This is a genomic window from Flavobacterium sp. LK-23 (assembly GCF_058135255.1).
Window position 1 is genome coordinate 286391 of record NZ_JBYUVT010000003.1, and the last position, 12993, is coordinate 299383.

At 34.1% G+C, this 12993-nt stretch carries 10 protein-coding genes; 4 read left to right on the top strand and 6 right to left on the bottom strand.

Translation table 11 applies throughout. The features are described 5' to 3' along the window. From AC3Y25_RS06885 to AC3Y25_RS06900, 4 genes are all read left to right on the top strand, one after another. On the top strand, window positions 1-1503 hold the full coding sequence (locus AC3Y25_RS06885; protein WP_489902212.1) for an OmpP1/FadL family transporter: 1503 nt from the start codon (window positions 1-3) through the stop codon (window positions 1501-1503). A gap of 210 nt (window positions 1504-1713) precedes the next feature. After that, on the top strand, window positions 1714-3027 hold the full coding sequence (gene rimO, locus AC3Y25_RS06890; protein WP_095931021.1) for a 30S ribosomal protein S12 methylthiotransferase RimO: 1314 nt from the start codon (window positions 1714-1716) through the stop codon (window positions 3025-3027). A 41-nt stretch (window positions 3028-3068) separates the two neighbouring features. After that, complete coding sequence (locus tag AC3Y25_RS06895) at window positions 3069-3617, top strand: hypothetical protein (protein ID WP_489902213.1); 549 nt, start codon at window positions 3069-3071, stop codon at window positions 3615-3617. 27 nt (window positions 3618-3644) lie between these two features. After that, window positions 3645-4550, top strand: coding sequence for an N-acetylmuramoyl-L-alanine amidase (locus AC3Y25_RS06900; protein ID WP_489902214.1), 906 nt, complete (start codon window positions 3645-3647; stop codon window positions 4548-4550). A gap of 436 nt (window positions 4551-4986) precedes the next feature. Here the strand turns inward: AC3Y25_RS06900 and AC3Y25_RS06905 are convergent, their stop codons facing one another. The 6 genes from AC3Y25_RS06905 to AC3Y25_RS06930 all read right to left on the bottom strand — a co-directional run bounded on the left by AC3Y25_RS06905 (window position 4987) and on the right by AC3Y25_RS06930 (window position 12991). Beyond that, entirely contained in the window at window positions 4987-6081 is a 1095-nt protein-coding gene (locus tag AC3Y25_RS06905; protein ID WP_427874912.1) for an outer membrane beta-barrel protein, read from the bottom strand. A gap of 610 nt (window positions 6082-6691) precedes the next feature. Next, window positions 6692-7657, bottom strand: a complete 966-nt coding sequence (locus AC3Y25_RS06910; protein ID WP_489902215.1) for a glycoside hydrolase family 5 protein — start codon at window positions 7655-7657, stop codon at window positions 6692-6694. Window positions 7658-7668: 11 nt separating this feature from the next. After that, window positions 7669-8901: a glycoside hydrolase family 27 protein gene (locus tag AC3Y25_RS06915; protein WP_489902216.1), complete on the bottom strand. Its 1233-nt coding sequence runs from the start codon at window positions 8899-8901 to the stop codon at window positions 7669-7671. A 92-nt stretch (window positions 8902-8993) separates the two neighbouring features. Then, entirely contained in the window at window positions 8994-10253 is a 1260-nt protein-coding gene (locus AC3Y25_RS06920) for a fasciclin domain-containing protein (protein WP_489902217.1), read from the bottom strand. A gap of 81 nt (window positions 10254-10334) precedes the next feature. Further along, on the bottom strand, window positions 10335-11408 hold the full coding sequence (locus AC3Y25_RS06925) for an IPT/TIG domain-containing protein (protein WP_489902218.1): 1074 nt from the start codon (window positions 11406-11408) through the stop codon (window positions 10335-10337). A gap of 20 nt (window positions 11409-11428) precedes the next feature. Then, a complete protein-coding gene (locus AC3Y25_RS06930) occupies window positions 11429-12991 on the bottom strand; it encodes a RagB/SusD family nutrient uptake outer membrane protein (RefSeq protein WP_489902219.1) in 1563 nt (520 codons plus the stop codon). Window positions 12992-12993 lie beyond the last annotated feature (2 nt).

The following is a 12993-nucleotide window of genomic DNA, read 5'->3' on the forward strand; positions in this document are numbered from 1 at the left end:
ATGAAAAAAATATTTTTCCTATTTATAACAGGACTAACTGTCAGCGCGTCATATTCACAAGAAGTTTCAGATGCTTTACGTTATTCTCAAGAGAACCTTACCGGAACTGCACGCTATAGAGCCATGAGCGGTGCCTTTGGAGCAGTTGGAGGAGACATTTCTTCTTTAAGTGTTAACCCAGCTGGATCTACAATTTTTAACAGCAATCAAGTTGGAGTAACATTTAGCAATCAGAATATTAAAAACAATTCTAATTACTTCGGAACTGAAACATCAGATAAAGAGAACTCTTTTATCTTAAATCAAGCAGGAGGTGTTTTTGTATTTAAAAACAATAATCCAAATGTTGGATGGAACAAGATTGCGATTGGTGCAACTTATGAAAACACCAATAATTTCAATAATGAAGTTTTTTCTGCAGGAACAAATCCAACAAATTCAATAGATGGCTATTTTTTAGACTATGCAAACGGACTTGAATTGGGCAATATCACTAAAATCCCATTCAGAAACCTTACATATTCTGAACAACAAGCTTTTTTTGGTCTTGAAGGATACGTGATCAACCCAGTTACAGGCAATGACAACAATACACAATACTACACAAATGTGCCTGCCGGAGGAAATTATCACCAAGAAAATGATGTTTATACTAGAGGATATAATAGCAAAATAAGCTTTAACATTGCAACTTCATACAAAGACAGACTCTATTTTGGAGCCAATTTAAATGCTCATATAACCGATTATAGAAGATCTTCAAGCTTTTACGAATACAATAACAACCCTTTAGAGACATACGAAACAATATCTAATGTGCGTTTCAACAATGAACTTTACACATACGGAAATGGTTTTTCTTTCCAACTTGGAGCAATTGGAAAAGTAACAGACAATTTCAGACTGGGGATAGCTTACGAATCAAATACATGGTACGAACTTTACGATGAACTTTCACAAAGTTTATATTCCACTACCGAAACTAGCTCAGGTGAAACTTTTAGTAACCCAGTAAACCCAAACATCATAAACGTATACGAATCGTACACTTTACAAACTCCAGACAAATGGACTTTTAGTGCTGCTTATGTTTTTGGCAAATCTGGTTTATTAAGCGTTGATTACGGCATAAGAAATTATGGCAACAGCAAATTTAAACCTACAAATGATCCTGGTTTTAGAGGAATCAACAATGACATCAGCAATACTTTAACTAGCACTGGCGAACTTCGTATTGGTGCAGAATATAAAATCAAACAGTTAAGCCTAAGAGGCGGATATCGTTATGAAGGAAGCCCTTACAAAAACGGAATTACAGTTGGCGAATTAAATAGCTATTCTGCCGGTTTAGGTTATAATTTCGGATCTACAAAACTTGACTTGGCTTACTCTTATTTAGAAAGAGAGTCAAATCAAGGTTTCTTTACAAGAGGATTCACAGATGGAGCTAACATTACATCAAAACTGAACAATGTTACTATGACTTTATTATTTGAATTGTAATTAAAAATCAAAATAGATGATTGAAATTTCCGTCAGGTTTTTATCTGGCGGATTTTTTTTTATCCTTTTAAAAACCCTTTAATTTAAATCTAACTCAAAAAGCACAAGCAACCAGAAGAGTTAACTTCATAAAAAACAGCTAAAAACAAACTGGAAACTAGCGTAGTTTGAATAAAAAAAGTGTAATTTTGCACTCCAATTTATAAAAGTATGAGAACCAAGTCTTTAAAAAAGAACAAAATTAACGTAATCACTCTTGGGTGTTCAAAAAATGTTTATGACAGTGAAGTCCTTATGGGACAGCTGCGTGCAAATGGAAAAGAAGTTGAACATGAAGCTCCTGCAGAAAAAGAAGGAAACATTATTGTAATCAATACTTGCGGATTTATTGATAATGCAAAAGCAGAATCGGTAAATATGATTTTGGAATATGCAGACAAAAAAGATAGAGGACTTGTAGACAAAGTTTTCGTAACAGGATGTTTGTCTGAGCGTTATAGACCAGATTTAGAAAAAGAAATTCCGAACGTTGACCAATATTTTGGAACAACAGAATTACCTCAATTGCTAAAAGCTTTAGGTGCAGATTATAAACATGAATTACTTGGAGAGCGTTTAACCACAACTCCTAAAAATTATGCTTATTTAAAAATTGCTGAAGGATGCGATAGACCTTGTAGTTTTTGCGCAATTCCTTTAATGAGAGGTTCTCATGTTTCTCAACCAATTGAAAAATTAGTCAAAGAAGCTCAAGGTCTTGCTAAAAATGGGGTTAAAGAATTAATATTAATTGCTCAAGACTTAACTTACTACGGACTTGATCTTTATAAAAAAAGAAATTTAGCAGAACTATTAGAAGCTTTAGCAGCTGTTGAAGGAATCGAATGGATTCGTTTACACTATGCTTACCCTACTGGTTTCCCTATGGACGTTTTAGAATTAATGAAACGTGAGCCAAAAATCTGTAACTATATAGATATCCCATTGCAACACATTTCAGATTCTATTCTAAAATCAATGCGACGTGGCACAACTCAAGCTAAAACTACTCAGTTATTAAAAGATTTCCGTGCAGCAGTTCCTGGAATGGCAATTAGAACTACTCTTATTGTTGGTTATCCAGGCGAAACTCAGGAAGATTTTGAAATTTTGAAAGATTTTGTTCAGGAAATGAAATTTGACAGAATGGGATGTTTTGCTTATTCTCACGAAGAAAATACTCATGCTTATTTACTCGAAGACAATGTTCCAGATGATGTAAAACAAGCTAGAGCAAACGAAATTATGGAACTTCAATCTCAAATTTCTTGGGATTTGAATCAGGAGAAAGTTGGTCAAGTTTTCAGATGTATTATTGACAGAAAAGAAGGCGCTCATTTTGTGGGACGTACAGAGTTTGACAGTCCAGATGTTGATAACGAAGTTCTAATTGATGCTTCTAAACATTATGTAAAAACTGGAGAATTTGTTAATATCAAGATAATTGAAGCAACAGAATTTGATTTATACGGAGAACCTGCTTAAATTTACACATAACTATTGCTAACATTAGACAAAATACTTTTATGAAACCTACTCTCAACTTAATTATTTTCGTTTTCACTTTATTCTGTTTCAGTACTGTTTCTGCTCAATACGGAAACGGATACTACAATAATGGCTATGGTAACGGTTATGGTCGTGGTGGCGGAATGGGCATGGATAGAAGTATGATGGCTGGTCCGCAAAGCACGCCAAGTAAACCTAAGGAAACTCCTCCTGAGCAAACTGCAGCATTGATTGTAGATCAGATGAAACAGCAGATCAATTTAGATGAGTTGCAGTCAATTGCAATTTCGAATGTTTTGGCTGACAGCATACGCGAGCAAGGTATTTTATTAAAAAACGAAAGCAGTAATCAAGATCAAAAAATTGAGCAGATAAAAGCTTTACGCGAAAGTACCGATAAAAAAATTAGCGCTTTTTTAAATCCAGACCAAGTTGAAAAATATAAAACTTTTATGGATTCTTTAAAAGAAGTAAAAAAGACCAAATCAAAAAAGAAAAAAGATAAAGATTCTAAAGAAGAAACCAAAGAAGTAAAAGACGCACCAGATACGAAAATTTCAGAATAATCGTTATTAACTATAAAACAACGAATTATGACAAAAAAACATTTTTGTTATCTCATTTTAGCTATTATAATTAGCTCTTGCTCTACAAACCCGTACAAGACTACTGAAAAAGCTTATGATCAGCAACTGAAAACTTTAGAAAACCAGATTACAAGCAAAGAATCCAAAACAATTCCTGCGGTTCCACCTTTGGCAATTGACACTTCTTACGCACAACAACTGGGAATCGTAAAAGACACTTTATCTAAAACCGGCTCTACTTATTTGGTAAACGGAATAAATACAGAATGGGTTGGTACTGTAAATTTTAATTTAAGAAAACCAAGTTTTGTTATTATTCATCATACTGCGCAAGATTCTCTGCAACAAACGATTAATACTTTTACAAAGACCAAAACTCAGGTAAGTGCTCATTATATCATTTCTGAAAACGGAAAAGTAGTCCAAATGCTTAATGATTATCTAAGAGCTTGGCATGCTGGAAATTCTACTTGGGGAAAAACAACAGATTTAAACTCTTGTTCGATTGGTATTGAATTAGACAATAATGGCTTTAAACCTTTTACCGAGGCGCAAATTAACAGCTTACTGGCTTTATTAACTAAACTAAAAAAGGATTACAACATTCCTACCCAAAACTTTTTAGGTCATGCCGATATTGCACCAGGAAGAAAACAAGATCCGAGCGCATTGTTTCCGTGGAAAATTTTAGCAGAAAAAGGATTCGGAATTTGGCCAGACGAAGTCTTAGAACCTGCTCCTTTTGATTTTAAAATTGAACCAGCACTTAGAATAATAGGTTATAATACTAAAAATTTAAGTGCCGCAATTCAAGCTTTTAAACTGCATTATATTCAAACTGATGCAACTTCAGTTTTAGACAGAAAAACAATAGACACTATTTATTCGATTTTCAAAAAACAAGTCCAGTAAATAAAAATTAATTTTTAAAAATATACAACGCATTTCTAGATTTTAGAAATGCGTTTTTTTATTCCATAACAATAACTCATAATACAGTTGACGATTTATATTATAATAATAAAATAAAATAAAAAAAAACGTGCTGCGGCGCGTCTCACAATCACATTAATCGATTCATATTTACGATTCGCAAAAAGACGTTCTGTGGTGCGTGTCCAATATAAATCATATTAATATTCACCATTTACGATTCGCGAAAAGACATACTACGGTGCGTCTCTACAATCATATAAATAACACACACAGCAATTTTAATAAATCATTAAGTATCATTCATAACTCATAATTCATAACTAAAATAACTCATCACAATGTAAAAAAGCTGCCAAAACATTAGAATGTTTCGACAGCTCCAAAAAAAAAAAAAAAATATCAATCTTTATCTCTAGAAAGAGTATGTTGTTGCAATTAAACCATAGAAGCTTCCACCTGTTGGCAATGCATTTTTGTCTAAAAATATATCCTCAGAAGCGGCATCGTATCTTAACTCAGGAATTATGGTAAGTTTTCCAACTTTATAATTTAAAGAAACTGTGTTAGCAAATACACTTGATCCTGCTAAAGTTCCTAAACTTGGAGCGGCATCTTTAGCATCAAAATATTCTATTCTGTAAGCCAAAAGTAATGCTGGATTGAATGTATAATTAGCGTAACCTACTACAGAAAACCAATCTCCATCTAAATTACTATCAAAATCATTTGTTGTTTTTGCATAAGTTGCATTTAATCCAAGAGCGAAACTATCACTAATTGTTTTAGATGCAGTTAAATCAAACTGCGTTTTATTTTCGTCTGAAACTGGAATTGTACTTCCTGGAATTGGATTACTACTTCCTGTTGTAAAATTCAAATAAGCACTTCCTGTATCTCCAATATATCCTACTTGCCCAATGAACGTTTTTTGGTAAGAACCTGCGTCCATAGCCGATTTAAAGTCTGTCGGGTTGGTTAATCCTAACATCGCAGTAAAGTGACCTGAAGTATATTGTGCCTTAACCCCAGTATTAAAAAATGGCCCATAAGAAAACGCATACGACATACTGTAATTTTTATTATCTACTGCATCTAACACTTCATATCCGATGTGGGTTCCGAAACTACCCGCCACTACCTTAAACTCTTCAGTTAAATTGTATGTAAAAAATAATTGTTTAATCATAAATTTTGCGCTTGCATCTTTATCTGGCGTTTCATTATATGAAAATTCAGCTGCTCTTTTTCCGAAACCTAAGTCTACAAAAACAGAAGCTTTTCCAAAAGTATGACCTGCTTCAATCGACGCCATTCCTAATTCGAATGAATTCTGTGAGTTGGTAAAGCTCGTTAATCCATTCATTTGTTTTGAAAAATCATATTTATAGTACGCATCTGCAGAACCTCCCCATGTGGTTGCTGGAGCGGTAGCGGCTGCTTCCTCTTCTTGGGCAAAGGCAAAAGAACTTGTTAACATCGCGGCTAAAATGTGAAATGCTTTTTTCATGTTTTAATTTGGTTTTTAGTTATTAATTGATTCTGGTTAGTTAATCTTTTATATATCTATTTTAATAGTATAAGTCATTTCTAAAACCTTTCATGCGCCCTTCAAATCATCATCATTTTCATTAGCGAATTTATTAACTTTTGCATGAGTAGAATAATTCGAAACTGCTTTTTTGACGTTTTAGGCGAAGAATTACGGATTACAAAAATTAAATCTCCAATAATCGTGATTTGATATTTATCGATAATTGTTTTTGAAAATTCAACAACACATTTTAGCCGATATTTTAATTTTAAAAAGGGTATTTAGAAAATAAAACAGATAAAAACTACAAAAAACCATTATAAAAAACATTAAAAGAAACATACACCCCCTAAAATTTTAGGGGTATACCTTAAAATAAAAAAAATAAGACTTTAAAAACAAAAAACAACTAAGCTCAAAAAAATAATTACAATCATGAAAATTATTCCTACAAAAACAACATCAAATTATATTACCTTTTAGACACTAATTACATCTGTATTTTAGTAAAAAACAGAAGTTTAAAAAACAAAAAAGTCTGCTCTAACACGAGCAGACTTTCTTTATTTAAACTATAAAAAAAAGATTATTCTTCTTTATTGTATTTCTTTAAATATTCTCGGACTTTGATTCCTGAATCTTTCAAATCTTCATCTTTCCACTTTCCTTCCGATTTTGCCGATTTTTTTAAAATAGAACACGTTTCATCTTTATCTGAAACAGACCACGTAATCCAGCTTAATTTTCGAGCTTCCATCCAATCAATATAATCTTGCCAAGCAGTATAGTTTAGAGGTCCGTCGCCAGAAGCTTCCATTCCTGCCGATTCCGAAATAAAAACCGGCAATCCACTTTTTATCGCCTTATCTGTTCTATCTCTTAATTCCTTACCGTGCGTTGCCGCATAAAAGTGCATTGTATACATTATATTAGCGTAACCTCTTATCGGATCTTCTGCAGGAAGGTCAATATCTTGGTCCCAATGCGGGCAGCCTACTAATATTATATTATTAGGATCGTTCTCCCTAATAACTTTAATAACTTCTTCTGCATAGTTTTTTACTTCCCACCAAGTCTCATAATCTGGTTCGTTGAATACTTCATATATTATATTGGGATACTTGGCATACTTTTTTGACATCTCTGCAAAAAATTCTTTTGCTTCTTTCAAATTTACATTATGACTGTGCCAATCTATAATAACATATATATCAGACTTTATAGCGCCGTTTATAACAGCCTCTATTTTCTCTTTAGAAAACTGCGGATCTTTTATATAAGAGTGGTCTCCTAATTCGATTCCCATTGCAGCGCGGACCACATTACAATTAAAATCTTTTTTTAACCAACTTACTGCTTTTTCGTTATAAAATCTCGGCCACATACTATGCCATCCAAAACTTAAGCCGCGTAGCACAATTGGATTATTTTCCTTATCCACAAGCTGAGTACCTAGAACACTCAATTGCCCGTGTTTTTTCACAAATTGTGCTTTTGAAAGATTTACAAATAATAAAAGAAAAAAAGCAGCATACCAAACCTTCGATTTCATACTATATAATTTTAAGGAATTAACTTTAAAGTAATTACGTCATGAGAAGCTACTTCAGCAACAAAAGCCTTTTTCGTATTTCCAATTTCTTTGTTTTTCCAAAGATCTTTTATTTTGAAGATTGTCTTGCTAAAATCGGCTTCATAACCAAAATCAGCATCTTTTATATTGTTTTTCTTCCAATCGAAATTCACTTTTTTTGAAGTCTCGGTTCTATTGACAAAGCTTACTGCCCAAGCTCCATCTGAAAGCGGTTTTACCCATACTTCTACTCCATCTAAAATTACATATTTAAAACCTTGAATTCCTAGTTTATCTTGATTTACTGAAAGTAATTCTTTGTTGGTTAAAATTGCCAAAGTTTCTTTAGACATTTTACGATAATCGTTTCCTGTAAATAAAGGAGAAGAAAGCATGCACCACATTGCAAAATGCGTCTTATCTTCGGTATCGTTCATTTCATTTCCGACCTCCATCATATCAAAATCGTTCCAATGATCCGGACCTGAATATTTACGAATATCTTTTCGCATATCGGCAATTTTCATGAATCCCCAAGATGACCAATTTTCTGGATGTTTGAATTCGCAGTCAAAACATGGATAGATATCTCCAGAAATTCTCCAAAGATTTCCAATTGGTTTCCCCCACTCCCACGGCTGATTATCTCCCCATTCGCAAAGACTAAAAACAATTGGTCTGCCAGCAGTTTTTAAGGCATTGCTCATTGTAGTATAAGCTTCTTTTGCTGTGATCCCTTCTGTATTGCACCAATCGTATTTCAAAAAATCGATTCCGAGTTTTGCATAAAATCTCGCATCTTGATATTCGTAACCCCTAGTTCCGGGATAACCTGCGCAAGTTTTTGTTCCTGCACAATTATACAATCCGAACTTTAAACCTTTATTATGCACATAATCTATAAGTGCTTTCATTCCGCTTGGAAATTTTTCTGGATTAGGCACTAAATCGCCGTTTGCGTCACGCTCGTGCGTCATCCAGCCATCATCTAGAACTATATAATTATAACCCGCAGCAGCCAAACCAGATGAAACCATGATATCTGCCGTTTCTTTTACTAACTTTTCGTCAATATTAGTTGCAAACGTATTCCATGAATTCCAGCCCATTGGCGGTGTCATTGCCAATCCTTCAAATTTTCCGCCCTGCTGTTTATGTGTGTTGCCCTGACTGAAAGCAAAACTCGAAATACTCAGAAGAAATCCTAAAATTATTTTTTTCATTCTTTATTCATTTAAAAAAGATCTATAAAAAGATATTCCCTAATTTTTCAATTAGGGAACACCTCAAACTAACTCATAACATATTATTTTTTTTATAAAAATCCGATATCGTCTATATAAAATGCGCTAGACGGAGTAATTGTTCCTCCAGAAAATTCTTGAATAAACACACTATCAAAATTTCCATCAGTTAAAAGCTCAGGATGTAACGCTGAAATAGGAATTGAAATATTATTCCATTGTCCTGGCACTAAAGTTACAGTTGTACCTTTAGCAGAATCGCCCGTATCACTATTTATGGTCACCATTATTTTAGTGCTTTCTGTTGGGAATATAGACATTTTGACAAATTGATAATCTGTCGCTTTTAGAAGAAGATCTGAGTGCATGAAAAGTCCGCTCCAAGCTTCTGCAACTTTTTTGATTGCATGTGTACCTCTGCTCACTTTTTCTGTGCTTTCCCAGGTAATGTCTCCTCCCCAGCCCCAGCCCCATCCTTTCAATGAGTCTTCGTATAATAAATATTTAAGTCCGATTCCGCTTGGAGCAGATACTCCAAACTCCGTTTCTACAACAATAAGTGCGTACGAATCAAAATCGGCTGGAACGGTTGCTTTTATTTCTGTTTTAGAAACCGCAGTAAATGTCGCTTCAGTAGATCCGAATTTTACACTTTTAACTTTTACAAAATTTTGTCCCGTAATTGTTATAACGTCTCCCGGAGAAGCCAAAACTTGGGATAATCCTGAAATCGCTGGAGCTGGCGGAGTTAATTCGATAACATTGCTCAAAACATTCACAAAACCATTTGTTCCGTAATAATCTAATCCTGGCGCTTCTTTATCGGATCCGTTTACCTTTAAAACACCGTTGGTTACGTTAATGCTTAACAAGTATAAATCTGAATTTACAGCGTTTGCCATTGTAGCATAATCTCCCGTTTCTAAATAATCGGCTTCAACCCCTGCAAGTTTACCCACTCTTTTTTTAACACCTTTAATAACATGACTTAAAACAAGCTGTTTTAAATCTTCTACAGGAACCAGCGTTATATCTGGATATCCCAGATCATTTACATATCCATTGGCTACCAAATAAGCATCGAAAGTGGCATCGTTAGGAACAAAATACGTGTAATTATCAGCTGTATTTAATGTCGATTCTAAACCCGCTAATTTTATTGCTTTTGTAAACGAAGTTAAATTACTATTTGCCTGAATTAGGCCATATGCTGTATTATAATTTTGCTCTGCTCCACCAATATCTTCAATTTCGTTATCGCAGGAAGAAGCTGCAACAACCAAAAAGACACTTAGAGCAATATGTTTTATTTTACTATATATATTTTTCATAAATTCTCTTTTAGTTTTTTAATTATGGATTCTGATTAATAGACCGAACTTTTGTCGAAATCTCTATTTGAATCCTAACAATTATTTTAACACCAATCCGATATCATCTAGATAGATCACATTTCCTCCGAAACCTCCAAATTCTTGATATCCAATTTGAGATAATTCAGTTGGATTACCTAGTGAAGCATAAGGCACCTCAACATAAGTCCAAGAAGTTCTGACATCAACGATCACGATATTTTTCTCAGTATCTCCATTAGCAAAAAACTTCACTTTTCCAGCTTTTTCACCTTTAACCCAAAATCTTACCGCTTTGAATTTATCTGTATCATGATAAGACCAGTTGTTAATACCAATAACATATCCATCCCATTCACCCGCTTTCCATTGAACACACTTAGTTCCTTGATAAACATCTTTAGCGTAGGCTGCATCAAACTCATTTGTTCCATCCCACAGCGATTGCCAGCCCCAAATATTAGTGAAAGCATCGTCATATATTTCAGAACCTATTACTTGTGGAGCTACTGTTGTTCCAGACACATTTGTTACCGATAAACTTTTCAAGTAACTTCCTTCAGGAACTTTAACCACGATCTCAGTTAATGTAGAAGATATTGGCTCAACTTGGATGTCTCCAAAATTAACTACAGGACGCAAGAAATATTCTCCTGTAATGGTAATGACATCTCCTGGATTTGCATTGACAGGAAACCCTTTAATATTAGGACTTGGGGGTCTGATCGCCACTTTATAGTTCAGAGTACCTAAGTTGGTTACGATCTTCATTTCGTCCATTTCATTATAGTATGGCGTTTTTGAATCTACCATAACCACAATTGCATTGTCTGTTACGAATGTCGGATTAAAATAAGACTCTAATCCGTTAAATGAAATTGATCTTAAAGTCGCAAAACCAGATCCTCTAATGATATAGTAATTTCCTGCATTAATAACATCTGTAGGCACATCTACTTTTCTATCTCCTTCAACCAAAGGATCATCAACAACAGATCTGCTAATTCCAGTTACTTCAAGCTTTCCAGATGAACCACCTGCCGAATCATCATTGGAACAAGAAGCGAACAGCAAAATTGAAATCGAAGCCAAAAAATACAACTTCAATAACATTCTATTTTTTATATTTTTCATAGTGATTTACTTTTAAAAAATTATTTGAAAGTATAAGGAACTGGTGCCTCTTTCAATTTTGGATTTTTTCTAACTTCAACATCTGGTTTTGGATAAATAAAATCAGTTGGCGTTGGCGTATAATGTATTACCCCTTGCGAATCGAAACCTCTATCTTGCTGAGAAATAATATTGATTGCTTCCTGACGTGGCAACCTTCCTAAATCGAACCAAAATTCACCTTCAAAAGCAAATTCAACTCTACGCTCATGAAACAAAGCTGCTTTTGTTAAAGGCACATTATTCCCTAAAGTTGCAAGACCCGCTCTAAGTCTCACTTTGTTATATGATTCTTTTGCCGCTGCATTAGTAGTTTCATCAGCTCCAGCCATTGTTGCCTCAGCATGTATTAATAAAAGATCGGCATAACGCATAATATAATTACAGTTATTCATTCCGCCCCATCCATCAGCTGGACCTGTCTCGCTAGTAACTTGCCCTACAACATATTTCTTAACAGCTGCTCCTGTATTGGCTAATACATCTGGATATTTCGTTTTATCCATAACAAAACCTACAACACCATCTCCTTTAATGTTAGGATAAGAATCTCCATAAATCATAAAAGATTCTTTTCTTCTTAAATCTCCAATTTCAAAAGCATCTTGAACGTCATTACTTGGCACATAAGTAGCACCGTATGAAGCATTATCATTCAAAATATCCAAACCATATTGGATATTAGAGAAATTTCCTCCTCCATAAGTATTGATAGCACCAGACCACTGCCAAGAATAAATAGATTCTTCGTTGTTATTTTTACTTGTCAAAAACAAGTCTGCAAAATTTGGCAGTAATCCAAATTCTCCTGAGTTAATCACTTTTTCCGCCATTAATTTAGAATCTGCATATTTCTTCTCATATAAATATACTTTGGCTAAAAATGCTTCAGCAGAACCTTGTGTCACAAAAATATTCTCGCCGCCAGGAGTTCTAGATCTAATTTTTGATTTTAGATTGGCTGCCGCAAATTTTAAGTCGTTTTCGATGAATGTGTAAACATCTTCAATTCTATTGGTATTTACCATCGGATCTTTTGCCAAAGCCAAATTATCTTCAATAATAGGCACTGGCCCATATAAACGAACCAAATAAAAATAAGCTATCGATCTAAAAAAGTGCGCTTCTGCAATAGTGTTTTTAATAACTGCCTTATTCACCTCTGCAGTAGCATTTTTTTCAATATTATTAATCAAGTTATTAGCTTGTGCTATAATTGCAAAACAAGCCCTCCAGGGATCTAACAATATTGGACTATCAGAAGTCAATTTAAACTGAATCAGCTCTGGTCCATCGGCATAAGCCAAACAATTTCCAGACGATAATTCAGACAATGCATAAAAATTCTTTGTATAATAAGGAGCCCACATGGCACCATACATTCCGTAAGTAGTTCTTGCTACCTGCTCATCGGTATTATAAAACTGATCACTGCTGTAACTATCTTCAGAAGGGCGATCTAAGAAATCTTCGCTACAAGAAGTAGTTGCCAAACCTAGCGTTAAGAATAAAACTAAGGTCTTTATATTGATATATTTTTTCATAA

Excerpts from the sequence above, each read along its gene's own strand:
- AC3Y25_RS06930 (WP_489902219.1), bottom strand. The coding sequence starts at position 12,991 with ATGAAAAAATATATCAATATAAAGACCTTAGTTTTATTCTTAACGCTA.
- AC3Y25_RS06885 (WP_489902212.1), top strand. The coding sequence starts at position 1 with ATGAAAAAAATATTTTTCCTATTTATAACAGGACTAACTGTCAGCGCG.
- AC3Y25_RS06925 (WP_489902218.1), bottom strand. The coding sequence starts at position 11,408 with ATGAAAAATATAAAAAATAGAATGTTATTGAAGTTGTATTTTTTGGCT.
- AC3Y25_RS06905 (WP_427874912.1), bottom strand. The coding sequence starts at position 6,081 with ATGAAAAAAGCATTTCACATTTTAGCCGCGATGTTAACAAGTTCTTTT.
- rimO (WP_095931021.1), top strand. The coding sequence starts at position 1,714 with ATGAGAACCAAGTCTTTAAAAAAGAACAAAATTAACGTAATCACTCTT.
- AC3Y25_RS06920 (WP_489902217.1), bottom strand. The coding sequence starts at position 10,253 with ATGAAAAATATATATAGTAAAATAAAACATATTGCTCTAAGTGTCTTT.
- AC3Y25_RS06915 (WP_489902216.1), bottom strand. The coding sequence starts at position 8,901 with ATGAAAAAAATAATTTTAGGATTTCTTCTGAGTATTTCGAGTTTTGCT.
- AC3Y25_RS06895 (WP_489902213.1), top strand. The coding sequence starts at position 3,069 with ATGAAACCTACTCTCAACTTAATTATTTTCGTTTTCACTTTATTCTGT.
- AC3Y25_RS06900 (WP_489902214.1), top strand. The coding sequence starts at position 3,645 with ATGACAAAAAAACATTTTTGTTATCTCATTTTAGCTATTATAATTAGC.
- AC3Y25_RS06910 (WP_489902215.1), bottom strand. The coding sequence starts at position 7,657 with ATGAAATCGAAGGTTTGGTATGCTGCTTTTTTTCTTTTATTATTTGTA.